Below are 22209 nucleotides of genomic sequence, written 5' to 3' on the forward strand. Positions count from 1 at the left end.
CTTATCTTCCTTCATTAATAATATGGGTACCGGTTTCCCCGCGCAGCGCGGCGGGCAGGCAGTCCGGCGAGGTGATAATCACGCGCTTGCCGCCGTGGTGTAAAAACGCCAGCGAGGCGATGATTTTGGGCAGCATGCTGCCCGCCGGGAAATGGCCCTCGTCTTTGTAACGCGTCATCTGCGCCACGCTCACCGCGTCCAGCGCCTGCTGATTCGGCTTGCCAAAGTGGATGCACACCTTCTCCACGCCGGTGGTGATCACCAGCACGTCGGCGCGGATCTCGCGCGCCAGCAGCGCGGTGGAGAGATCTTTATCAATCACCGCGTCGACGCTCTGGTAATCGCCCTGCTCAGTGCGCACCACCGGAATACCGCCGCCGCCCGCGCCAATCACCACAAACCCTTTTTGCGTCAATGTCTTGATCGCATCGGCCTCGACAATGCGCAGCGGCTGCGGGGAGGCCACCACGCGACGATAGCCCCGGCCCGAATCCTCAACAAAATGCCAGTCCGGGTGCGCGCGCTGCAGCTCGTCGCGCTGCGCCTCGCTGAAGAACGCGCCGATCGGCTTCGTGGGGTGCGTGAAACCGGGATCGTTTTTATCCACCTCCACCTGCGTGACGACCGTGACCGCTTTTTGCTCCCCGCGCGCGGCAAGGCGGTTGTTCAGCGCCTGCTGAATGAGGTAGCCGATGCCGCCCTGGGTGTCCGCCACGCAGTTTGCCAGCGGGGTCAGCGGGAGCCCTTCCCGCTCGTGGGCGATTTCGGCGCGGCGCAGATCCAGCCCCACCTGCGGACCGTTGCCGTGGGTGAGCACGATGTCATAGTCGGAGGCCAGCATTTCGAGCACCGACTCTGCCACCGCTTTAACCGCCTGCGCCTGATGTTCAATCGACTGGCTGGCGTTGTCTTTGATAATGCTGTTGCCGCCGATGGCAACGACCATAAGCTCTTTCATACGTGCTCCTTCGCAACAGTACCCGACGCAGCGCTCGTCACTTCCCGGCTGTCGAGAAAATGCTTCACCACAAACATGCCGCCCATCATCAGATACGCGGTGACGAACATCAGCGAACTGCCTTCGGCAAAGCCCACCACCGGCGCGTGGATCACCCCGAACAGCGCCAGCAGTGCCCCGCCCGCGGCAGCCATGGCGCCGCGCAGCGGTTTATTGATGATGGCGAAAATGGCGATACAGCCCCAGAGCATACTGGCGAGCGGTGCCCCGTTCCCCAGATGGACGAGTCCTTCGTAGTAGATCCCTTTGCTGTGCAGCACGTCGGTACCGATTTTCGCGGCATTCGTGCCCGCCGCCCCCATCACGCTGTTCATCATGGTCAGCGCCCAGTTGGCGATCCACGGGAACAGGCAGATGAAGATCACGGGCACTTCCACTTTCGGCGTTTCCCTCACCACCTGGTTGGCGGTGACCACGCCGATAAACACCAGAATCGGTACGATGGCGGTCATCGGGATGATGGCGAGCATAAAGGCTCCCAGCCCGAACAGCGGCACGATGAACATGGTCACGCCGGAGGCCAGGGTGTAGCCGATGCTGGCGCCCATCGCTTTCCAGCCGGGATGGCCGACGTAGACCGTCACCGGGAACGGGTTGCCCATCAGGCAGCCGAGCATCGACGCCAGACCGTTCGCCAGCATCACCTTGCGCGTCGGGTATTCATCCCCCGCCGCGTGGGCACTTTCGATGTTCTCCAGGTCAAAGATGTAGTTCGCCAGACCCAGCGGCACGGCAGAGGCCAGATACGGCAGCGCGTGCGGCAAGCCCTGCAGGAAGCCCTCCACATGCACCTGCGGCGGGTTAAAGCCGAACGATGACATGGACGCTTTGATCGCTTCCGGGCTCTGCAGGCCGGAGATCCATGCCAGGGCCGTACCGGCAATCAGCAACAGCAGACCGGTCGGGATTTTGGCGAAAATCGGCTTTTTACCGAACCAGTTGATGAAGATCAGCAGCAGGACGATGAACGACACGGTCGGCGCTTCGAACGCCTGCAGCATCGGGTTCATCGCCAGCAGCAGCAGGCCCAGGCCGGAGAGGCACGACAGCAGCACGGTGCGCGGGATCATCTTGCGGATGGTTTCCCCGAGGAACGAACCGCCCGCCAGGATCATCGCCTCCACGAAGCACCACACCAGGCCAATCTGAATCGCGAACTCCGCATCGCCCGTTTGCTGATAGACCGGCATCAGCACCAGGAAGGTCACGGTAAAAATGGACGGCGCGCTGGGGCCGGACGGCAGCGCGGTGACGTCCGTGCGCCCGGTCTGGCGCGCCATCTGCATGCCGAACCACGCATAGCAAATACTCGCGGCCAATACCGCCAGCCCGAAGGCTGGCGCAATGCGTCCATAAACAATCTCCTTCGGGATGCCGACGACAAAAATGAGCAACCCCATCATGGTCAGCAGATTGGTCAGGTTGTTGGTCATCAACCCGAAATACGCCGCCCAGTCACCTCTTTTCCACTCCAGTTTCATGTTTTTCATGGATGCATGCCTTATAAAAAGTAGCGATCGCGGAAGGTCAACAGCGCCTTTTCAAAACAGCTAAACGGCGGGTGAACGATGCCCGCTCCAATCATGCCGATGCCCGCGTCTTTGTGGGCAATGGCGGTATTAATGACCGGCAGAATGCCGCTGCCCGCGACCTTCGTGATGTCGATGGCGGTCGGGATCCCCATAAAGGAGAGCAGCGGAATGGTGACGTTCGGGTTTTCGCCAAGAGTGATTTCGCGCATCTGACGGGAGAAGTCGATGGCTTCCTCCACCGTGCCGCCCACCAGGGCGACAATCGCCGGGGCCGTCGCCATCGCAAAGCCGCCGATGCCGTAGGTTTCGGTGATCGCGCTGTCGCCGATGTCCAGCCCGGAATCCTCCGGCTTATAGCCCGCGAACATCGGGCCAATCACCTGCTGCGCCGGGCCGGTGAACCACTGCCCCGGCAGGCCGGAGACGCGCAGGCCGAACTCGTAGCCGTTGCGCGCCATGGTGGTCACGACGGTGCTGTATTCAATGCCGTGGGCAGCGTCCAGCGCGGCTTTACACATCGCCATCCACGTCGGGCCGGAGAAGTAGTCGCTGCTGGCGACAAACTCGAATACCTCGCGCTGCTGCGCTACCGGGTAGCCCGCCTGGATCAGCCCCGGCGTCAGCGCCTGGATCAGCAGCGTGGTGCCCGCGTTGTTGCGGTTGTGGCACTCGTCGCCCATGTGCAGCGCCTGGGCCAGCATCAGGCGCAGGTCGATTTCGCCGATAATCTTCATCGCGTCGCGCAGCATCGGGCCAAGCACGTCGCGCATCCAGTTCAGGCGATCGATGACGCTCTGGTCGTTGGCCCCCATGCGCAGGATCTTCGCCATCTGCTCGCTGAGGTTGGTGAACGCGCGGTTGCCGTAGGTTTTGTTCTCCACGATGTGCATAAACATCGACGCGGAGGTGACGCCCGCCATGGAGCCCACGCAGTCGTGCTCGTGGCACGGCGAGAAGGCGATCTCCCCGGAGGCGGCAAGCCTGGCCGCATCCTCCAGATCCGTCGCCAGACCTTCAAACACCAGCGCACCGGTGACCGCGCCCTTCATCGCGCCGCACATGTTTTCCCAGGAGACTGGCGGACCGGCGTGCAGAATGGTGGTGCGGGTCATCCCCGGCACAACGTTAATCGCCTGGTCATAGCCCACCAGCACCGGATGGGACTGAATAATGCGCTCCAGGGCGATTTGGTTAGCGGCGGCAATCTTCTCCGCCAGCGGTTTTTTCGCCAGCTGGTCGAGCGCTTCCACCACCTGCATATTGCCCTGCCCCGGCGGCGTCCAGTCGAGCTGGGTCACGGGTACGTGCTGCTTTTTAAGATCGTCGCTGAACATCGCAATGCCGACGTTAATGACGTTCAGCGGCTGGTTGAATAAGGTGGTCATTATGCGTTCTCCCCTTTGCAGACAAATTCGCGTGCGAGTAATCCGGTATTGGTGCTGCTGCTGGCCCAGATGACGCCTGCGTCGGTCAGCATCTGGCACTGCTGCGCCAGCGACTGCGGATCCTGGTCGGTGCCGAGCACGTAGCCGAGGATCTCAAGCGGACGGTTATCGGCCTTCGCGATAGCCTGCGCCTCTTTGATCGCCTCGATCATCACCCCTACCGGATCTTCGTGCGCGCCGAAGCCCAGCACGAAGTCCATCACGATGACGCCCACTTCCGGATCGCGCGCCTCCTGCAGCAGGCGGCTGATGCGGTTGGTCGGGTCGATCATCGGGTGCGGCCTGCCGTTGGTGAACTCATCGTCGCCAAAGTCGAGGAAGGTATGGGCTTTACTGACGCTTATGTCGCTCAGGCGCTTAGCCGGATCCGGCTGGATGTTGCTGTAGACGTCGTCGAATTTCGCAAGCGCCGCAAACATCGCCTCGTCGCACAGGGTGCCGCCGCAGAACAGGCCGCGAATGTACTTCTGCTGCGGGGTCAGGCGGGCGCGCACCTCTTCGATCAATGGCCAGTTGAGCGGGTGCAGATCGAGGGACTCTTTTTTGATGCCGGTAAGCAAAACGGCCTTCAGCGCCGCCTCTTTGGTGCCGCGCGCAAACTGCAGGCCGTCCTCATCGGCGGGCGGTTCATTGCGCCCGAGGAAGCAAACAACCACCTGCTTGCGGCAGGCTTTGGCGCGTGCCAGCACCTTCTCTGCCACGGCTGGCGCCGGCGGCTTGGAGATCAGCGCAATCACCTCTGTGCCCTCGTCGGCTTCCAGCGTGTCGATGGCGTCGAGCATCATCAGGCCGCCGATCTTCTCGCTAAGATCGCGCCCGCCGGTGCCAATCAGCTGCGACACGCCGCCGCCGAATTCATGGATGCGCACGCTTAGCTCCTGGCTGCCGGTGCCGGACGCGCCGACGATGCCAATCGGCCCGCGACGCACCGTGTTGGCGAAGCACAATCCCGCGCCGTTGATGATGGCGGTGCCGCAGTCCGGCCCCATCATCAGCAGCCCTTTCTTATGCGCCAGCTGCTTCAGCGCCAGCTCGTCGTCGAGCGACACGTTATCGGAGAAGAGCATCACGTTGAGATCGTTTTCCAGCGCCTGGCGCGCTTCGCGGGCAGCGAAGGTGCCGTTGACGGAAATCACCGCGAGGTTGCTCTCCGGGCGATGTTTTTTGGCGCTGGCAATCGTCGCGTAGCGCGCTTCATGGGAGCCCGCGGGCTCTTTACGCGTAAACAGCGCTTCGATGGCCGCCAGGGTTTCATCATTTGCCGCGTCGCCTTTAATGACGATCATCAGGTCGCCGTTTTTCGCCTCATTTAATTCCGGCGTTAACAGCCCGAGGTTTTTTAATACGCCCTTATTCATCTCCGTCGCCATGGCGACAAAAGCCTGCTCGACGCCCGGCAATTTATTGGCTTTGGTGGAAACGGACATTAATGACACGGAGTCATAATACGTATTCTTTTTAATCACGATTTTCGTTGGCATTATTTGCACCTGTTTACGGATAAAAGGAGGCCGCCGTCGTGCAAAATGCACGTCGGTAAAAATGCTTTTTTAAATTAGCGGCCAGCCGGAACGGGCTGACCGATCGTTTTACGCGCCCGCCGCCAGCAGCAGGTCGGCAATCTCAGTGAAGCCTTTCTCCCGCGCCAGTTCGAGCGGGGTTTTGCCGTATTTGTCGGTCATGTGCGGGTTCGCGCCGTGATCCAGCAGCAGCTTCACAATCTCTTGCTGTTTCGCACCGCCGTCGTTTAACACGATGGCTTCCAGCAGCGGCGTCCAGCCGACAAAGTTGGTGTGGTTAACGTTAATGTCGGTTTTTTCCAGCAGCTCGCGCACGATCTCCACGTGCCCTTTTTCACTGGCAGGGGTAATGCCCACGCCGCCGAAGCGGGTAAGGCGGTCGAGATCCGGATTCGCGGGTAATACCAGCCGCAGGAGGGTTAAATCGTTCGTCAGGCAGCTGATCAGGAAGGGGTTAAAACAGGTCTGGTCCTGTTTATCAATATCTGCCCCGGCGGCAATTAATAACGCCACGCAGGAATAGTGTTTTTTCAGGCTGGCAATCGTAACGGCGGTTCTTTTCTGGCGGTTAGTGGCGTTAATATCCACGCCTTTTTCCAGACAGGCTTTTAGCGCATCGCTATTTCCCTCTTCTGCCGCCAGCAGAAATTCCGTAACCAGTTCAGTTGCAGACATATTCAGACTCCCGATGTTTTATTGCTCTTGACCCGAGAATAGCAACAGCCTGGTCATAAAAGAATCCGCTTAAAAATGATTCATCGACAGTGAATTCATTGTTGAGATAAATTCAACAGTCGGGATAAAACGTGCGTCCGTGCAACCTTTTTCTTATGTTTAACCGCTTTTTAGCGCCTCAGGCTGCATTATTCTTATGGTTGAAAAAGCCTTGCATGACGCGGCTCTGAGTAAAGAGTCAGAACTGTGATCGGCTTCAAATGTGTTGTAAAGGCGTTGTTAAAATATGTTCAAAACTGATGACTGAGGAAGCTGTGATATGAATTCCATCTTTACCGAAGAGAACCTGCTGGCCTTTACCACCGCCGCACGCTTCGGCAGCTTCAGCAAGGCGGCTGCCGAGCTGGGCGTCACCACCTCCGCCATCAGTTACACCATCAAGCGGATGGAAACCGGGCTGGACGTGGTGCTGTTTGTGCGTAACACGCGCAGCATTGAGCTGACCGAGTCCGGGTTCTACTTTTACCGCAAAGCCACCGACCTGCTTAACGACTTCCACGCCATCAAGCGCGGGATTGATACCATTTCACAGGGCATCGAGGCGCGGGTGCGCATCTGTATCAACCAGCTGTTATATACGCCGCGCCATACCGCGCGGCTGCTGCAGGTGCTGAAAAAGCAGTTTCCCACCTGCCAGATCACCGTCACCACCGAGGTCTATAACGGCGTGTGGGACTCCATCATCAACAACCAGGCCAATATCGCCATTGGCGCACCGGACACGCTGCTCGACGGCGGCGGAATTGACTACACCGAGATCGGCGCTATTCGCTGGGTGTTTGCCATCGCGCCGGCGCATCCGCTGGCGTTCGTTCCGGAACCGATAGCGGAGAGCCAGCTGCGCCTGTATCCCAACATCATGGTGGAAGATACCGCACACACCATTAACAAGAAGGTGGGCTGGCTGCTGCACGGTCAGGAGGCGATTCTGGTGCCGGACTTTAATACCAAATGCCAGTGTCAGATCCTGGGAGAGGGGATAGGTTTTTTACCGGAGTATATGGCGCGGGACGCGGTGGAAGACGGGCTGCTGGTGACGCGGCGTATCAATAACCCGCGTCAGGACTCGCGCATGCTGCTCGCCACGCAGCATGCCGCGACTGGCCAGGTCACGCGCTGGATCAAACAGCAGTTTGGTCCAGCGGGTGTGCTGACCGATATCTATAGCGATTTACTGTGGCGCGCTTAGCTTTTGCTCTGTACCCAAAATGCGTGAATGAGGCCGGGGAAGTAGCCCAGCAGCGTCAGAAGAATGTTGATGATAAACGCCCAGCCAAGCCCTTTGCCCAACAGCACGCCCAGCGGCGGCAGCAGGATGGTAAAAACAATACGCCAAAAACCCATATTAACACTCCGTGCAAGCTAATCCATTGAAAATAATAGAGAGAACCCTTTCTAAGCATAGCCAGTTTACCTGTCTGCGCCAGTTCCCTGCTCCGCGTTTACCCTCTTTTACGCTTTTGACGCTGGCGTAATGCGCACAATTACTTTAGCATTACCTTAATTAAGCAAACTCTAAAGTACTATGACTGAACTCGAACAGCTTCAGGCCAGCGCAGAGCAGGCCGCAACGCTTTTAAAAGCGATGAGCAACCCGCGTCGGCTGCTGATCCTCTGCACGCTGTGCGGCGCCCCCGGCACCAGCGCGGGGGAGCTGGCCCGCGCGACGGGTCTGAGCCCTTCCGCCACGTCGCAGCATCTGGCGCGCATGCGTGAGGAAGGCCTGATCGCCAGCACCCGCGAGGCGCAGCGCATTCTCTATTTCATTAAAAACGACGCGGTGCATCAGCTCATCAGCACCCTGAAAACCCTTTATTGCCCGTAAGGAGCCGCCATGTCACTTCCCCTTCTTTCGCCGCGCGAGGCCAATGCCCGCATCGCCGATGGCGCAAAACTGATTGATATTCGTGATGCCGACGAGTACGCCCGCGAGCATATTCCCGCCGCGCAGTCCGTGCCGCTGAATACCTTACCCGGCGGACTTAAAACGCAGGCGGGCGAAACGGTGATTTTTCACTGCCAGTCTGGAGCCCGCACCTCAGGCAATGCCGATCGCCTTGCGCAGGCGGCCGCCCCCGCTCAGGCATTTGTGGTCGAAGGAGGCATTCAGGGCTGGAAGCAGGCGGGTCTGCAGACAGTCGAAGACAAAACCCAGCCGCTGCCGCTGATGCGTCAGGTGCAAATCGCTGCCGGGCTGCTCATTCTCTGCGGCGTAGTGCTGGGCTATAGCGTCTCAGACGGCTTTTTCCTGCTCAGCGGCTTCGTGGGGGCCGGGCTGCTGTTCGCCGGTGTGACCGGTTTTTGCGGCATGGCGCGGCTGCTGAAGGTGATGCCCTGGAACCGGCGTACCTCATAAGCAGTAATCGGTGAAATACGCTGTACCCGGTGTCATACGTGGGCTAAGGTGAAGATCGCTAAAACGATGAGGAGGTAATATGTTTTCTGTCGGTGATTATGTACAACCGCGTAAAGGCGGCCCGAAGCTGAAAGTGCTTGAAGTGAATGGTGACAGCGTGGTGGCGGTACAGGCCAGCAATGAACAAGGCGAGAAATATACCCTGAAAGCCGCCGAGCTGGCACCGTATACCGAAGACGGTGATTTCGGCGTCTGCTGAAAAGAGTGCCGGGCGGTATGTTCCGCCCGGTTCACGCATTAGATCAGAAAATCATCCAGTGATTTCCCCTCTGCCAGCGCGCTGGCAATAGGCTTCGGCGTACGGCCCTGGCCGGTCCACGTTTTCTCTTCACCGTTCTGGTCAATAAAGCGGTATTTCGCTTCACGCGGCTTACGCTTTTTCGTGGATTTACCCGTCTGCGCCAGTTCAGAGCCCAGCAGATCGGTCGGTGAAATACCATCGGCTTTCATCCGCTCCAGCAGGGCATTAATTTTCTCCTGCTGCTCGGCTCTCTGCTGCTCTAATTCCGCCAGCTCACTACGTTTCTCTTCAGCAACGACCCTGACTTTTTCCAGCATTTCCTCAAGAACGTCCAGGGATAATTCGCGTGCCATGGCGCGCAGAGTTCGGATATTATTAAGATTCTGTAACGTCAAAGACATATTATTTGAAAACCTTTTGTTTAGGGTAAATAGATAAATCACCGACAGAATAATTCATTTCCGGTGAAATATCTACCCGCGGGCTGCCCTGCCAATAGCGTAAATATGTTTAACTGTCGCCGTTAATATTATCTTATAACGTCTGAGCGATACGCAGGGATTCAATCATCACTGCAATATAAAGGGTCGACCTTAATCAAAATTTCAGCATTCTGCGCTACCCACAAAAGCACTGACTTACCTTTCAACATCAAGATAGTTAACCCCATGATTTAAAACAAAAAACTATCGCACGAGACAGATTATAACGAAGCGAACAAAAAACCATCAATTTTAGAGAATTTTGTGGACAAAACGCGATTAAATAAAAATTAATCACTAGTTGTTAGTTCAAACGTAGAGATATACGCTATACACGTCAAACAAACCAACCTAAAGCACTAACCGCTTCGGGAAAATCGTTTCTTTTGTGTTCTTCTCAAGGAGTTCAGACATGTTCTCACCGCAATCACGCCTTCGCCATGCTGTGGCGGATACTTTCGCGATGGTTGTCTACTGTTCCGTTGTGAACATGTTGATCGAAATATTCCTCTCCGGAATGTCCTTCGAGCAGTCACTTTCTTCTCGTCTGGTGGCGATTCCGGTCAATATTATTATTGCCTGGCCTTACGGTTTATACCGCGATGCCGTCATGCGCTTCGCGCGGCGTATCAGCCCCGCAGGCTGGGTGAAAAACCTGGCAGACGTTCTGGCCTATGTGACGTTCCAGTCGCCGGTTTACGTGGCCATTCTGCTGACGGTGGGCGCGGACTGGCACCAGATCGCGGCGGCGGTCAGTTCGAATATTGTGATTTCAATGCTGATGGGGGCGGTGTATGGCTATTTCCTCGACTACTGTCGCCGCCTGTTTAAGGTCAGCCAGTACAGCCAGGCTAAAGCGTGATGTGAAGCGACTGGCGCAGGCCAGTCGCAAATTTACTGTACGTCGCCAAACAGTCCCTTCAAAAACCGTTCCAGCGCCATGCGTGAACTGAAGCCATGCGGAATACCATAATGCTCATGCGTCTCTCCGCCTAAATAGAGCGGAAATTGCTGATAATGATCGCAGGTTTTAATATCCGAGGCAGGCTCAGCAAATGACAGACTTCTGTCTTTCAGCGTCGGGTGAATAATGAGAGCGGTACGTCCCATTCTTGCTTCACGATTAACGTAAACATAATTCTCGCCACGGCGATATCCATACGCTTTTGGCGTCACCTCATCCATGGTGAATCCCTCTTTTTCAAGAACGCGTGCCACCTCGTCAGGTCGTAAATACATATCTTTTCCTCGTTATCTTTTCCTGCCCGGCAACCTTACAGTATTCAGCATTAGCAGGGCTTTCAGAATAGTCCATAAACTGGCGGATATCGCGTGATGCGCTTCAGATATTAAATTTCTGAACTAAACTGAACGGGAACACAAAATTACGGAGGATCGTATGTTTAACAGACCGAACCGAAACGATATTAACGACGACGCTCAGGATATTCGTAATGATGTCAGCCAATTAGCAGACACGCTGGAAGAGGTGCTGAAATCCTGGGGGAGTGACGCGAAGGACGAAGCGGATGCCGCAAAACGTAAGGCTCAGTCTCTGCTCCGTGAAACCCGCGCACGCCTAAATGGCCGCACGCGTACCACACAGGCTGCCTGCGATGCGGTCAGCTGCGCAACGACCTTCGTGCGCGAAAAACCGCTCTGCACGCTCGGCACGGTAGCGGCAGTCGGGATCTTCGTCGGCGCTCTGCTTAGCCTGCGTAAGTAAGCGCGAGCCATCAGCCCCGGTCGCCGCTGGCACCGGGGCTTTTTAATGCCCGCAAGCCTGAAAAACCCGTACAACATCCCCTGCCCGCTGTGCTCATCATCAGGGCATCATCAATCTAAATTTCCCATATCTTGTATGGTTGAAACTTAAGACAACTACATCTAGTATTCCTTTTAGCAAGATACACACAACCTGACGCGATGATTCGCGCCGCTCTCTCATTTTAAATGGAAATACGAATCATGAGCATTATTATTTACACTCGTAACGATTGTGTTCAGTGCCACGCGACCAAACGGGCGATGGAAAGCCGCGGCGTGGCGTTTGAGATGGTGAATATTGACCAGCAGCCCGAGGCCGCCGATACCCTTCGCGCGCAGGGTTTCCGTCAGCTTCCGGTGGTGGTGGCCGGGGAGACCAGCTGGTCTGGCTTCCGTCCGGACATGATCAACCGCATCGCCGCGCAGGCCGCACGGGCATGATTCGGCTGGTCTTCTTCTCCAGCAGCTCGGAAAACACGCTCCGTTTTATTGAGCGCGTCGGGCTGCCTGCGGTGCGCATTCCCCTTAACGAGCGGGAGCGCATCCGGGTAGAAGAACCGTACATTCTGGTGGTGCCCAGCTACGGCGGCGGCGGTACGGCGGGCGCAGTGCCTCGTCAGGTGATCCGCTTTCTGAACGATCCGCATAACCGCGGGCTAATCCGAGGCGTGATCGCGGCGGGTAATCGCAATTTCGGCGATGCCTTTGGCCGCGCCGGAGATGTCATCTCTCAAAAATGCGGCGTGCCGTATCTCTATCGCTTTGAGCTGATGGGGACACAGCAGGACGTCGAAAACGTGCGTAAAGGAGTGAACGAATTTTGGCAACGACAACCGCAGAACGGGTAATACAGGCGACGCCGGATTACCACGCATTAAACGCGATGCTTAACCTCTATGACCGGGAGGGACGCATTCAGTTTGATAAAGACCGTGAGGCGGTGGACGCCTTTTTTGCCGCCCACGTGCGGCCCAACAGCGTGACCTTCGCGAGCCAGGATGAACGTCTCGACCACCTGGTTAACGAAGGTTACTACGACGCCCGCGTCCTCACCCGCTACGCACGCGCCTTCGTCGTGAAGCTGTTTGAACGCGCCCACGCCAGCGGCTTTCGTTTCCAGACGTTCCTTGGCGCGTGGAAGTTCTACACCAGCTACACCCTGAAGACCTTCGACGGTAAGCGCTACTTAGAAAGCTTTGAAGATCGCGTGGTGATGGTCGCGTTGACCCTGGCGCAGGGCGATGAAGCGCTGGCGCAACAGCTCACCGACGAGATCCTCTCCGGCCGCTTCCAGCCTGCCACGCCGACCTTTCTCAACTGCGGCAAAGCCCAGCGCGGCGAGCTGGTCTCCTGCTTCCTGCTGCGCATTGAAGATAATATGGAGTCGATAGGCCGCGCGGTGAACTCGGCGCTGCAGCTCTCCAAACGCGGCGGCGGCGTGGCGTTTCTGCTCTCGAACCTGCGTGAAGCGGGCGCGCCGATTAAGCGCATCGAAAACCAGTCCTCCGGCGTGATCCCGGTCATGAAGATGCTGGAAGATGCCTTCTCCTACGCCAACCAGCTTGGCGCGCGTCAGGGCGCGGGTGCGGTTTATCTGCACGCGCACCACCCCGACATTCTGCGTTTCCTCGATACCAAGCGCGAAAACGCCGACGAAAAAATCCGCATCAAAACCCTGTCGCTGGGCGTGGTGATCCCGGATATCACCTTTAAGCTCGCCAAAGAGAATGCCGAGATGGCGCTTTTCTCGCCGTATGACGTTGAGCGAATTTACGGCAAAGCCTTTGGCGACGTAGCCATCAGCGAGCTGTACGACGAGCTGCTGGCCGACGATCGCATCCGCAAAAAAACCATCAACGCCCGCGATTTCTTCCAGACGCTTGCCGAAATTCAGTTTGAGTCCGGCTATCCGTACATCATGTACGAGGACACGGTGAACCGCGCAAACCCAATTGCCGGGCGCATCAACATGAGCAACCTGTGCTCGGAGATTTTGCAGGTCAACAGCGCCTCCCGCTATGACGAGAATCTGGACTACGCGGAGATCGGCAAAGACATCTCCTGCAACCTCGGGTCGCTGAATATCGCCCACACCATGGATTCCCCCGACTTTGGCCGCACGATAGAAACCGCCATTCGCGGGCTGACGGCGGTGTCGGACATGAGCCATATCCGCAGCGTGCCGTCCATCGAGGCGGGCAACGCCGCGTCGCACGCCATTGGCCTCGGGCAGATGAACCTGCACGGCTACCTGGCGCGGGAAGGCATCGCCTACGGCAGCCCGGAAGGGCTGGACTTCACCAACCTCTATTTTTACACCGTCACATGGCACGCGCTGCATACCTCGATGATGCTGGCGCGCGAGCGCAACCAGCGTTTCGCGGGCTTTGAACAGTCGCGCTACGCCAGCGGAGAGTATTTCAGCCAGTATCTGGAAGGCGACTGGCAGCCGAAAACGGCGCGAGTAAGGGAGCTGTTTGCCCGCGCCGGGATCGTTCTGCCCACGCGCGAGATGTGGCAGCAGCTGCGTGATGACGTGATGCGCTACGGCATCTACAACCAGAACCTGCAGGCGGTGCCGCCAACCGGCTCTATCTCCTACATCAACCACGCCACGTCGAGCATTCACCCGATCGTGTCGAAGATTGAAATTCGCAAAGAAGGCAAAACCGGACGCGTTTACTACCCTGCCCCGTTTATGACCAACGAGAACCTGGCGCTGTATCAGGACGCATACGAGATTGGCCCGGAAAAAATCATCGATACCTACGCCGAGGCGACGAAACACGTGGATCAGGGGCTGTCGCTGACGCTGTTCTTCCCGGATACCGCCACCACGCGGGACATCAACAAAGCGCAAATCTACGCCTGGAAGAAAGGTATCAAGACGCTCTACTACATTCGCCTGCGCCAGCTTGCGCTGGAAGGCACCGAAATCGAAGGCTGCGTGTCCTGCGCGCTGTAAGGAGAAAGGATGAAACTGTCACGCGTGAGCGCCGTTAACTGGAACAAGATCCAGGACGACAAAGATCTGGAAGTGTGGAACCGCCTGACCAGCAACTTCTGGCTGCCGGAAAAGGTTCCGCTCTCCAACGATATTCCGGCCTGGCAAACCCTGAGCCACACCGAGCAGCAGCTAACGATCCGCGTCTTTACCGGCCTGACGCTGCTGGACACCATTCAGAATACCGTTGGCGCACCGGCTCTGATGGGTGACGCGCTGACGCCGCACGAAGAGGCGGTGATGTCGAACATTAGCTTTATGGAGGCGGTGCACGCCCGCTCCTACAGCTCGATTTTCTCCACGCTGTGCCAGACCAAAGACGTGGACGCGGCCTACGCCTGGAGCGAAGCGAGCGAGTCGTTACAAAGAAAGGCGGAGCTGGTACTGGCGTATTATCGGGCCGACGAGCCGCTGAAGAAGAAGATCGCCAGCGTGTTTCTGGAATCATTCCTCTTCTATTCTGGCTTCTGGCTGCCCATGTACTGGTCGAGCCGAGGCAAGCTCACCAACACCGCCGATTTGATTCGCCTCATCATTCGGGATGAAGCGGTGCACGGGTATTACATCGGCTATAAGTATCAGAAAGGGCTGGAAAAGGTCAGCGACGCGGAGCGCGAGGAGCTTAAAGGGTTTGCGCTCGATTTGCTGATGGATCTGTACGACAACGAGCTGAGCTATACCGAGGAACTCTACGCCGGCACCGGCTGGGAGGAAGACGTCAACGCTTTCCTTTGCTACAACGCCAACAAGGCGCTGATGAACCTGGGTTACGAGGCGCTGTTTCCGCCGGAAATGGCGGAGGTTAACCCGGCGATTCTCTCCGCGCTGTCGCCCAACGCCGACGAAAACCACGATTTCTTCTCCGGCTCGGGTTCGTCGTACGTGATGGGCAAAGCGGTGGAAACCGAGGATGATGACTGGGATTTTTAATGAACGTTAACGTTCGTTAATTTAATATAAACCCAACAATTTCCTCTCCAATATTTACAAAACAACTACACTGTCATTTCCGCGCCCTATTCGCCTGAATCACCCGATTCAGGCGAAATTCCCCGATGCCGCAGCAAAAAATTGAGAAAAATTCAAATCCCGCTCAGCCCTTTACTCATGGGAAATTCAGCCATTTCGCCTCCCTGAAAATTTACGTCATAAGCAAACCCAGGGTTGTCTCAGATTCTCAGTATGTTAGGGTTATGCCCGTTAACAATTTACCATGGTAATCATATCGACATAAACAAATAACAGGACACTCTCTATTGCATGGCAATTAAATTAGAAGTGAAAAATCTTTATAAAGTATTTGGCGAGCATCCTCAGCGCGCATTCAAATATATTGAGAAAGGCCTTTCGAAAGAGCAAATTCTGGAAAAAACCGGGCTATCGCTTGGCGTTAAAGACGCCAGTCTGGCCATTGAAGAAGGCGAGATTTTTGTCATCATGGGATTATCCGGTTCGGGTAAATCCACTATGGTTCGCCTTCTCAATCGCCTGATTGAACCCACCCGCGGACAGGTGCTGATTGACGGCGTGGATATCGCCAGAATATCAGACGCCGAGCTTCGCGAGGTGCGCAGAAAGAAGATTGCGATGGTATTCCAGTCATTCGCACTGATGCCACATATGACGGTGCTGGATAATACCGCTTTCGGCATGGAATTAGCCGGCACACCCGCGCAGGAACGTCAGGAAAAAGCCCTTGATGCCCTGCGTCAGGTTGGGCTGGAAAATTATGCGCATGCGTACCCGGATGAACTTTCCGGCGGCATGCGTCAGCGCGTGGGATTAGCCCGCGCATTAGCCATTAATCCAGACATTTTATTAATGGACGAAGCCTTCTCTGCCCTCGATCCGTTAATTCGCACCGAGATGCAGGATGAGCTGGTAAAATTACAGGCGAAACATCAGCGGACCATTGTCTTTATTTCCCACGATTTGGATGAAGCCATGCGTATTGGCGACCGTATTGCCATTATGCAAAACGGTGAAGTGGTGCAGGTCGGCACGCCGGATGAAATACTCAATAATCCGGCGAATGATTATGTGCGCACCTTCTTCCGCGGCGTGGATATTAGCCAGGTCTTTAGCGCCAAAGATATTGCCCGTCGAACGCCAAACGGCATTATTCGTAAAACCCCAGGCTTCGGCCCGCGCTCGGCGCTTAAGCTGCTGCAGGACGAAGACCGTGAATACGGTTATCTGGTTGAACGCGGCAATAAATTTGTCGGCGTTGTCTCCATCGACTCTCTGAAAACCGCGCTCAGCGAAAACCAGGGGATCGATGCGGCGTTGATTGACGCTCCGCTTGCCGTGGACGCCGAAACGCCGCTCAGCGAGTTGCTCTCTCACGTGGGGCAGGCGCCGTGCGCCGTGCCGGTGGTGGGTGAGGAACAACAGTACGTCGGCATCATCTCAAAACGGATGCTGCTGCAGGCTTTAGATCGCGAGGGGGCAAATAATGGCTGATCAAACTAACCCGTGGGGCACCACTGAAGCGGCGGACAACGCTGCGCAATCCGCCGACGCGTGGGGTTCCACGCCAGCACCCGCCGACGGTGGCGGTGCGGCGGACTGGCTGAACAGCGCACCCGCGCCTGCGCCAGAGCACTTCAATATTATGGATCCGTTCCACAAAACGCTGATCCCGCTGGACAGCTGGGTCACGGAGGGGATCGACTGGGTGGTCACGCACTTCCGCCCGGTTTTCCAGGGGATCCGCATCCCGGTGGATTACATCCTGAACGGCTTCCAGCAGCTGATGCTGGGCATGCCGGCACCGGTGGCGATTATCCTGTTCTCCCTGATCGCCTGGCAGTTTGGCAGCGCCGGGATGGGTGTCGCCACGCTGATTTCGCTGATTGCCATCGGCGCGATTGGGGCCTGGTCGCAGGCGATGATCACCCTGGCGCTGGTGCTGACCGCCCTGCTCTTCTGCATCGTCATCGGCCTGCCGATGGGGATCTGGCTGGCGCGCAGCCCGCGGGCCGCGAAGATTATCCGCCCGCTGCTGGATGCAATGCAGACCACCCCGGCATTCGTCTATCTGGTGCCGATTGTGATGCTGTTCGGCATCGGCAACGTGCCGGGCGTGGTGGTCACCATTATCTTTGCCCTGCCGCCGATTATTCGTCTGACCATTCTCGGGATCAATCAGGTGCCTGCGGATCTGATCGAAGCGTCACGCTCGTTCGGCGCCAGCCCGCGCCAGATGCTGTTTAAGGTTCAGCTCCCGCTGGCGATGCCGACCATCATGGCGGGCGTTAACCAGACGCTGATGCTGGCCCTTTCGATGGTGGTGATTGCCTCGATGATCGCCGTTGGCGGTCTCGGTCAGATGGTGCTGCGCGGCATTGGCCGTCTCGACATGGGGCTGGCTACCGTCGGCGGCGTCGGGATTGTGATCCTCGCCATTATTCTTGACCGCCTGACCCAGGCCGTCGGTCGCGATTCACGCAGTCGCGGCAACCGTCGCTGGTATTCCACCGGCCCTGTTGGGTTACTCACCCGCCCCTTTAGAAAATAAGGAACAACGATGCGACATAACGTACTTTTTGCCACAGCGTTTGCCACCCTTGTCTCCACCAGCACGTTCGCGGCTGACCTGCCGGGCAAAGGCATTACCGTGCAGCCGGTGCAGAGCACTATTTCGGAAGAGAGCTTCCAGACCCTGCTGGTCAGCCGGGCGCTGGAAAAACTGGGCTATACGGTTAACACGCCGAGCGAAGTGGATTACAACGTGGGCTACACCTCAATTGCCTCCGGTGACGCCACCTTTACCGCCGTAAACTGGCAGCCGCTGCATGACGATATGTATGCCGCCGCCGGTGGCGATAAGAAATTCTACCGTGAAGGCACCTTTGTCACCGGCGCGGCGCAGGGGTATCTGATCGACAAGAAAACCGCCGACCAGTACCACATCACCAACATCGAACAGCTGAAGGATCCGAAGATCGCCAAACTGTTTGACACCAACGGTGACGGCAAGGCCGACATGATGGGCTGCTCGCCGGGCTGGGGCTGCGAAGCGGTGATTAACCACCAGAACAAGGCGTTCGATCTGGCGAAAACGGTCGACGTGAGCCACGGCAACTATTCAGCGATGATGGCCGACACCATTGCCCGCTTCAAAGAGGGTAAACCGGTGATCTACTACACCTGGACGCCGTACTGGGTGAGCGACGTGCTGAAGCCGGGTAAAGACGTGGTGTGGCTGCAGGTGCCGTTCTCCTCCCTGCCGGGCGAGCAGAAAGATATCGACACCACACTGCCGAACGGCATGAACTACGGCTTCCCGGTGAACACCATGCATATCGTGGCGAACAAAGCCTGGGCGGAGAAAAACCCGGCCGCGGCAAAGCTGTTCTCGGTGATGAAGCTGCCGCTGGCGGACATCAACGCCCAGAACGCGATGATGCACGCGGGCAAATCGTCTGAGGCGGATGTTAAAGGCCACGTCGACGGCTGGATCAAGGCCCACCAGCAGCAGTTTGACGGCTGGGTGAAAGCGGCGCTGGCGGCGCAGAAATAAAACCTTTTCCCTCACCCTAACCCTCTCCCCGGATCGTACACACTGGGAGAGGGCCGGGGTGAGGGGATCAGACCGCACCCAACCTAAACCGCACAATCCAGCACGTAACAATCCCCCCACATTCACAATCATTGGCTATTATGGTTTCCGGAAAAATAATCACTTCACTAACGATTCCTGAAACTAATGACAAAAACCACTCAAGGGCTTAGCCCCGCACTCATCCTTTTAATGTCCGTGGCAACGGGTCTGGCCGTCGCCAGCAACTATTACGCGCAGCCTCTTCTCGACACCATCGCCCGCGCGTTCAATCTCTCCGCCAGCTCCGCAGGCTTTATCGTTACCGCCGCCCAGCTCGGCTATGCCGCCGGGCTGCTGTTCCTGGTGCCGCTCGGCGATATGTTTGAACGCCGGATGCTGATCGTCTCCATGACGCTTCTGGCCGCCGGCGGGATGCTGATCACCGCCAGCAGCCAGTCGCTGACGATGATGATTATCGGTACCGCGCTGACGGGGCTGTTCTCCGTGGTGGCGCAAATCCTGGTGCCGCTCGCCGCGACCCTCGCCTCACCGGAAAAACGTGGCAAGGTGGTGGGCACCATCATGAGCGGCCTGCTGCTGGGGATTTTGCTGGCGCGTACCGTCGCCGGGCTGCTGGCAAGCCTCGGCGGCTGGCGCACCGTATACTGGGTGGCGAGCGTATTGATGGTCGTCATGGCGCTGGCGCTGTGGCGCGGGCTGCCAAAAGTGAAGCAGGAAAATCACCTGAATTACCCGCAGCTGCTGGCCTCCGTTTTCAGCCTGTTCACCCAGGATAAACTTCTGCGCACCCGCGCCCTGCTGGGCTGCTTCACCTTCGCCAACTTCAGCATTCTCTGGACGTCGATGGCGTTTCTGCTGGCCGCGCCGCCGTTTAATTATTCCGAAGGGGTGATTGGCCTGTTCGGCCTGGCCGGTGCCGCAGGCGCACTGGGCGCGCGCCCCGCAGGCGGGCTGGCCGACAAGGGCAAATCCCATCTGACCACCTCCGCGGGGCTGGTGTTACTTCTGCTCTCCTGGGCGGCAATCTGGTATGGGCACGTCTCGGTGCTGGCGCTGATCGTCGGTATCCTGGTACTCGATCTCACCGTGCAGGGCGTTCACATTACCAATCAGACCGTCATCTATCGCGTGAAGCCAGAGGCGCGTAACCGCCTGACGGCCGGGTACATGACCAGCTACTTTATTGGCGGCGCGGCGGGCTCGCTCATTTCCGCCTCGGCGTGGCAGCATGCTGGCTGGTCAGGGGTATGTGCAATTGGTGCCATCGTCGCCACGATTAACCTGCTTGTATGGTGGCGCGGCTACCATCGCCAGGAGGCAATTCACTAAGTTTTACATTGCTTTGGGCCTCTTAGGGTGTAAAGGGGCCCCTCACTCTGTTAATGTAAACGTAATCATTTATCCCAGAAATTTTAATGTGGGTGACATATTTACAATCGGCATGAATAGTTCAGACCCCCGTCCTCACATCCTCTCTTCAGCGGGTTCATCCCCTACGCTTTCTGTGCTCACCGGGTCACGGACTTACCCGGCGCTTTCTGATGGTGACATTAATTTGGCGGATATAACCGCACAAATAATTCATTTACATTATTTGTCACTATCGTTACTATATCGGCTGTAATTAATGAGGTTATGCCCAAATGGATAGTTCGTTTACGCCCATTGAACAAATGCTTAAATTCCGCGCCAGTCGCCATGAGGACTTCCCGTATCAGGAAATCCTGCTGACTCGCCTGTGCATGCACATGCAGGGTAAGCTACTGGAAAACCGCAATAAAATGCTGAAAGCTCAAGGGATTAACGAGACATTGTTTATGGCGTTGATCACGCTGGAGTCTCAGGAAAACCACAGCATTCAGCCTTCTGAGCTGAGCTGCGCGCTGGGCTCCTCCCGCACCAACGCCACCCGAATTGCCGATGAGCTGGAAAAGCGCGGCTGGATTGAGCGCCGTGAAAGCGATAACGATCGCCGCTGCCTGCATCTGCAACTGACCGATAAAGGTCACGAATTCCTGCGCGAGGTGCTGCCACCTCAGCACAATTGCCTGCACAAACTCTGGTCCGCTCTCAGCACCGCCGAGCGCGACCAGCTTGAGCACATCACTCGCAAGCTGCTCACCCGTCTGGACCAGATGGATGAAGAAGGCGCCGTTCTTGAGGCGCTGCGCTAACGCGACGACACGCTCAACAATCCAGATTTATAAGAAAACCGACAGGCCAGCACGTCACACTGCTGGCCTTTCTGACAACAGGTCGGCTCAGCCGATGTGAAAATAAGAAGATCGTGGAGAACAACAATGAGCGCAAATGCGGAGAGCACTACCCCGCAGCAACCGGCCAACAAGAAAGGCAAACGTAAGAGCGCCCTTCTTCTGTTGACCTTGCTCTTTATCATTATTGCCGTGGCATATGGGATCTATTGGTTTTTAGTACTGCGTCATGCTGAAGAGACTGACGACGCGTACGTGGCAGGGAACCAGGTACAAATTATGGCGCAGGTGTCGGGCAGCGTGACGAAAGTCTGGGCTGACAATACCGACTTTGTGCAAAAAGGCGATGTGCTGGTGACGCTCGATCCAACCGACGCCCAGCAGGCGTTTGAAAAAGCACAGACCGCGCTGGCCTCCAGCGTCCGTCAGACCCGCCAGCTGATGATCAACAGCAAACAGCTGCAGGCCAACATCGACGTGCAGAAGACCGCACTCGCGCAGGCGCAGAGCGATCTGAACCGTCGCGTGCCGCTCGGCACCGCCAATCTGATTGGCCGTGAAGAGCTGCAGCACGCCCGCGACGCCGTCGCCAGCGCTCAGGCACAGCTGGACGTGGCCATTCAGCAGTACAACGCCAACCAGGCGATGGTGCTGGGCACCAGCCTGGAAAACCAGCCTGCCGTTCAGCAGGCAGCGACTGAAGTCCGCAACGCGTGGCTTGCCCTGCAGCGTACTAAAATCGTCAGCCCAATGACCGGCTATGTCTCCCGTCGTTCCGTCCAGCCAGGGGCGCAGATCAGCCCAACCACGCCGCTGATGGCGGTTGTGCCGGCGGACAACCTGTGGGTCGACGCCAACTTTAAAGAGACGCAGCTTGCGCATATGCGTATCGGCCAGACCGCAACGGTTGTCAGCGACATCTACGGCGATGACGTGAAGTACACCGGCAAAGTGGTGGGTCTGGATATGGGGACCGGCAGCGCCTTCTCCCTGCTGCCTGCGCAGAACGCCACCGGTAACTGGATCAAAGTCGTACAGCGTCTGCCCGTGCGTATCGAACTGGATGCCAAACAGCTGGCGGATCACCCGCTGCGTATCGGCCTCTCCACGCTGGTGACGGTTGACACCTCCAACCGCGACGGTCAGATCCTGGCAAGCCAGGTGCGTAGCAGCCCGGTTTATGAAAGTAACGCCCGTGAAATTAGCCTCGATCCGGTCAACAAGCTGATCGATGACATCGTGAAGGCAAACGCCGGTTAATCCGAAGGT

24 protein-coding genes are annotated in these 22209 nt (G+C 57.2%); 16 read left to right on the plus strand and 8 right to left on the minus strand.

Going from position 1 to position 22209, the window contains the following annotated elements:
• Nucleotide 1: 1 nt before the first annotated feature.
• From ACOTXT_RS01825 to ACOTXT_RS01845, 5 genes are all read right to left on the minus strand, one after another.
• On the minus strand, nt 2-958 hold the full coding sequence (locus tag ACOTXT_RS01825; RefSeq protein WP_213374999.1) for a carbamate kinase family protein: 957 nt from the start codon (nt 956-958) through the stop codon (nt 2-4).
• Entirely contained in the window at nt 955-2508 is a 1554-nt protein-coding gene (locus tag ACOTXT_RS01830; RefSeq protein WP_333164002.1) for a xanthine permease, read from the minus strand. Before ACOTXT_RS01830 ends, ACOTXT_RS01825 begins: the two co-directional genes overlap by 4 nt.
• A gap of 11 nt (nt 2509-2519) precedes the next feature.
• On the minus strand, nt 2520-3935 hold the full coding sequence (locus ACOTXT_RS01835) for a DUF1116 domain-containing protein (protein ID WP_055321950.1): 1416 nt from the start codon (nt 3933-3935) through the stop codon (nt 2520-2522).
• Nucleotides 3935-5476, minus strand: a complete 1542-nt coding sequence (gene fdrA, locus ACOTXT_RS01840; RefSeq protein ID WP_333163999.1) for an acyl-CoA synthetase FdrA — start codon at nt 5474-5476, stop codon at nt 3935-3937. Before fdrA ends, ACOTXT_RS01835 begins: the two co-directional genes overlap by 1 nt.
• Nucleotides 5477-5584: 108 nt before the next feature.
• Nucleotides 5585-6190, minus strand: coding sequence for an ankyrin repeat domain-containing protein (locus ACOTXT_RS01845; RefSeq protein WP_008502560.1), 606 nt, complete (start codon nt 6188-6190; stop codon nt 5585-5587).
• 319 nt (nt 6191-6509) lie between these two features.
• Here ACOTXT_RS01845 and ACOTXT_RS01850 point away from each other — a divergent pair, with 319 nt between their 5' ends.
• A complete protein-coding gene (locus tag ACOTXT_RS01850) occupies nt 6510-7439 on the plus strand; it encodes a LysR substrate-binding domain-containing protein (RefSeq protein WP_008502561.1) in 930 nt (309 codons plus the stop codon).
• Here the strand turns inward: ACOTXT_RS01850 and ACOTXT_RS01855 are convergent.
• Entirely contained in the window at nt 7436-7594 is a 159-nt protein-coding gene (locus ACOTXT_RS01855; RefSeq protein WP_008502562.1) for a YqaE/Pmp3 family membrane protein, read from the minus strand. The two genes, ACOTXT_RS01850 and ACOTXT_RS01855, sit on opposite strands and share 4 nt — an antisense overlap.
• A gap of 181 nt (nt 7595-7775) precedes the next feature.
• On the opposite strand from ACOTXT_RS01855, the gene ACOTXT_RS01860 reads away from it, so the two are divergent.
• From ACOTXT_RS01860 to ACOTXT_RS01870, 3 genes are all read left to right on the plus strand, one after another.
• A complete protein-coding gene (locus ACOTXT_RS01860) occupies nt 7776-8075 on the plus strand; it encodes an ArsR/SmtB family transcription factor (RefSeq protein WP_008502563.1) in 300 nt (99 codons plus the stop codon).
• 9 nt (nt 8076-8084) lie between these two features.
• Complete coding sequence (locus ACOTXT_RS01865) at nt 8085-8606, plus strand: rhodanese family protein (protein WP_023344777.1); 522 nt, start codon at nt 8085-8087, stop codon at nt 8604-8606.
• 79 nt (nt 8607-8685) lie between these two features.
• The gene (locus ACOTXT_RS01870) at nt 8686-8865 is read left to right on the plus strand and encodes a hypothetical protein (RefSeq protein ID WP_213375003.1); all 180 of its coding nucleotides are present in this window, start codon (nt 8686-8688) and stop codon (nt 8863-8865) included.
• Between the two features lie 38 nt (nt 8866-8903).
• Here ACOTXT_RS01870 and stpA read toward each other — a convergent pair whose 3' ends face one another.
• Nucleotides 8904-9308: a DNA-binding protein StpA gene (gene stpA / locus ACOTXT_RS01875; protein WP_008502566.1), complete on the minus strand. Its 405-nt coding sequence runs from the start codon at nt 9306-9308 to the stop codon at nt 8904-8906.
• 493 nt (nt 9309-9801) lie between these two features.
• On the opposite strand from stpA, the gene alaE reads away from it, so the two are divergent.
• Nucleotides 9802-10251 carry an L-alanine exporter AlaE gene (alaE, locus tag ACOTXT_RS01880; protein WP_008502567.1) on the plus strand — a complete coding sequence of 150 codons (450 nt, stop codon included), beginning with the start codon at nt 9802-9804 and terminating at the stop codon, nt 10249-10251.
• A 32-nt stretch (nt 10252-10283) separates the two neighbouring features.
• Here the strand turns inward: alaE and ACOTXT_RS01885 are convergent, their stop codons facing one another.
• The gene (locus ACOTXT_RS01885; RefSeq protein WP_008502568.1) at nt 10284-10628 is read right to left on the minus strand and encodes a DUF2002 family protein; all 345 of its coding nucleotides are present in this window, start codon (nt 10626-10628) and stop codon (nt 10284-10286) included.
• A 160-nt stretch (nt 10629-10788) separates the two neighbouring features.
• Here ACOTXT_RS01885 and ACOTXT_RS01890 point away from each other — a divergent pair, with 160 nt between their 5' ends.
• The 11 genes from ACOTXT_RS01890 (at nt 10789) to emrA (ending at nt 22200) form a co-directional block, all read left to right on the plus strand.
• Nucleotides 10789-11115: a DUF883 domain-containing protein gene (locus ACOTXT_RS01890; RefSeq protein WP_008502569.1), complete on the plus strand. Its 327-nt coding sequence runs from the start codon at nt 10789-10791 to the stop codon at nt 11113-11115.
• 242 nt (nt 11116-11357) lie between these two features.
• Nucleotides 11358-11597, plus strand: a complete 240-nt coding sequence (nrdH, locus tag ACOTXT_RS01895; protein WP_008502570.1) for a glutaredoxin-like protein NrdH — start codon at nt 11358-11360, stop codon at nt 11595-11597.
• Entirely contained in the window at nt 11594-12004 is a 411-nt protein-coding gene (gene nrdI, locus ACOTXT_RS01900) for a class Ib ribonucleoside-diphosphate reductase assembly flavoprotein NrdI (protein ID WP_023294399.1), read from the plus strand. Before nrdH ends, nrdI begins: the two co-directional genes overlap by 4 nt.
• Nucleotides 11977-14121, plus strand: coding sequence for a class 1b ribonucleoside-diphosphate reductase subunit alpha (gene nrdE, locus ACOTXT_RS01905; protein ID WP_023294400.1), 2145 nt, complete (start codon nt 11977-11979; stop codon nt 14119-14121). The genes nrdI and nrdE overlap by 28 nt, the downstream gene beginning before the upstream one ends.
• Nucleotides 14122-14130: 9 nt before the next feature.
• Entirely contained in the window at nt 14131-15090 is a 960-nt protein-coding gene (gene nrdF, locus ACOTXT_RS01910; RefSeq protein ID WP_055321953.1) for a class 1b ribonucleoside-diphosphate reductase subunit beta, read from the plus strand.
• A gap of 330 nt (nt 15091-15420) precedes the next feature.
• Complete coding sequence (gene proV / locus ACOTXT_RS01915; RefSeq protein ID WP_008502574.1) at nt 15421-16623, plus strand: glycine betaine/L-proline ABC transporter ATP-binding protein ProV; 1203 nt, start codon at nt 15421-15423, stop codon at nt 16621-16623.
• Complete coding sequence (gene proW, locus ACOTXT_RS01920) at nt 16616-17680, plus strand: glycine betaine/L-proline ABC transporter permease ProW (protein WP_008502575.1); 1065 nt, start codon at nt 16616-16618, stop codon at nt 17678-17680. Before proV ends, proW begins: the two co-directional genes overlap by 8 nt.
• 9 nt (nt 17681-17689) lie before the next feature.
• Nucleotides 17690-18685: a glycine betaine/L-proline ABC transporter substrate-binding protein ProX gene (proX, locus tag ACOTXT_RS01925; RefSeq protein ID WP_045417596.1), complete on the plus strand. Its 996-nt coding sequence runs from the start codon at nt 17690-17692 to the stop codon at nt 18683-18685.
• Between the two features lie 186 nt (nt 18686-18871).
• A complete protein-coding gene (locus ACOTXT_RS01930) occupies nt 18872-20056 on the plus strand; it encodes an MFS transporter (RefSeq protein WP_008502577.1) in 1185 nt (394 codons plus the stop codon).
• 314 nt (nt 20057-20370) lie between these two features.
• Nucleotides 20371-20901, plus strand: a complete 531-nt coding sequence (mprA, locus tag ACOTXT_RS01935; protein WP_008502578.1) for a transcriptional repressor MprA — start codon at nt 20371-20373, stop codon at nt 20899-20901.
• Nucleotides 20902-21027: 126 nt separating this feature from the next.
• Nucleotides 21028-22200 carry a multidrug efflux MFS transporter periplasmic adaptor subunit EmrA gene (emrA, locus tag ACOTXT_RS01940; RefSeq protein ID WP_055321954.1) on the plus strand — a complete coding sequence of 391 codons (1173 nt, stop codon included), beginning with the start codon at nt 21028-21030 and terminating at the stop codon, nt 22198-22200.
• Nucleotides 22201-22209 lie beyond the last annotated feature (9 nt).

It is taken from the genome of Enterobacter cloacae complex sp. IR5422, assembly GCF_049238165.1.
GTDB classification, from domain to species: Bacteria; Pseudomonadota; Gammaproteobacteria; order Enterobacterales; family Enterobacteriaceae; genus Enterobacter; species Enterobacter roggenkampii.

What these genes read in the sequence shown, in the direction of transcription:
- ACOTXT_RS01830 (WP_333164002.1), bottom strand. Translation starts at nt 2,508, where the DNA reads ATGAAAAACATGAAACTGGAGTGGAAAAGAGGTGACTGGGCGGCGTAT.
- ACOTXT_RS01870 (WP_213375003.1), top strand. Translation starts at nt 8,686, where the DNA reads ATGTTTTCTGTCGGTGATTATGTACAACCGCGTAAAGGCGGCCCGAAG.
- fdrA (WP_333163999.1), bottom strand. Translation starts at nt 5,476, where the DNA reads ATGCCAACGAAAATCGTGATTAAAAAGAATACGTATTATGACTCCGTG.
- proV (WP_008502574.1), top strand. Translation starts at nt 15,421, where the DNA reads ATGGCAATTAAATTAGAAGTGAAAAATCTTTATAAAGTATTTGGCGAG.
- proW (WP_008502575.1), top strand. Translation starts at nt 16,616, where the DNA reads ATGGCTGATCAAACTAACCCGTGGGGCACCACTGAAGCGGCGGACAAC.
- ACOTXT_RS01930 (WP_008502577.1), top strand. Translation starts at nt 18,872, where the DNA reads ATGACAAAAACCACTCAAGGGCTTAGCCCCGCACTCATCCTTTTAATG.
- proX (WP_045417596.1), top strand. Translation starts at nt 17,690, where the DNA reads ATGCGACATAACGTACTTTTTGCCACAGCGTTTGCCACCCTTGTCTCC.
- ACOTXT_RS01865 (WP_023344777.1), top strand. Translation starts at nt 8,085, where the DNA reads ATGTCACTTCCCCTTCTTTCGCCGCGCGAGGCCAATGCCCGCATCGCC.
- mprA (WP_008502578.1), top strand. Translation starts at nt 20,371, where the DNA reads ATGGATAGTTCGTTTACGCCCATTGAACAAATGCTTAAATTCCGCGCC.
- ACOTXT_RS01825 (WP_213374999.1), bottom strand. Translation starts at nt 958, where the DNA reads ATGAAAGAGCTTATGGTCGTTGCCATCGGCGGCAACAGCATTATCAAA.
- ACOTXT_RS01890 (WP_008502569.1), top strand. Translation starts at nt 10,789, where the DNA reads ATGTTTAACAGACCGAACCGAAACGATATTAACGACGACGCTCAGGAT.
- emrA (WP_055321954.1), top strand. Translation starts at nt 21,028, where the DNA reads ATGAGCGCAAATGCGGAGAGCACTACCCCGCAGCAACCGGCCAACAAG.
- nrdI (WP_023294399.1), top strand. Translation starts at nt 11,594, where the DNA reads ATGATTCGGCTGGTCTTCTTCTCCAGCAGCTCGGAAAACACGCTCCGT.
- alaE (WP_008502567.1), top strand. Translation starts at nt 9,802, where the DNA reads ATGTTCTCACCGCAATCACGCCTTCGCCATGCTGTGGCGGATACTTTC.
- ACOTXT_RS01855 (WP_008502562.1), bottom strand. Translation starts at nt 7,594, where the DNA reads ATGGGTTTTTGGCGTATTGTTTTTACCATCCTGCTGCCGCCGCTGGGC.
- ACOTXT_RS01835 (WP_055321950.1), bottom strand. Translation starts at nt 3,935, where the DNA reads ATGACCACCTTATTCAACCAGCCGCTGAACGTCATTAACGTCGGCATT.
- nrdF (WP_055321953.1), top strand. Translation starts at nt 14,131, where the DNA reads ATGAAACTGTCACGCGTGAGCGCCGTTAACTGGAACAAGATCCAGGAC.
- ACOTXT_RS01860 (WP_008502563.1), top strand. Translation starts at nt 7,776, where the DNA reads ATGACTGAACTCGAACAGCTTCAGGCCAGCGCAGAGCAGGCCGCAACG.
- ACOTXT_RS01850 (WP_008502561.1), top strand. Translation starts at nt 6,510, where the DNA reads ATGAATTCCATCTTTACCGAAGAGAACCTGCTGGCCTTTACCACCGCC.
- ACOTXT_RS01885 (WP_008502568.1), bottom strand. Translation starts at nt 10,628, where the DNA reads ATGTATTTACGACCTGACGAGGTGGCACGCGTTCTTGAAAAAGAGGGA.
- nrdH (WP_008502570.1), top strand. Translation starts at nt 11,358, where the DNA reads ATGAGCATTATTATTTACACTCGTAACGATTGTGTTCAGTGCCACGCG.
- stpA (WP_008502566.1), bottom strand. Translation starts at nt 9,308, where the DNA reads ATGTCTTTGACGTTACAGAATCTTAATAATATCCGAACTCTGCGCGCC.
- ACOTXT_RS01845 (WP_008502560.1), bottom strand. Translation starts at nt 6,190, where the DNA reads ATGTCTGCAACTGAACTGGTTACGGAATTTCTGCTGGCGGCAGAAGAG.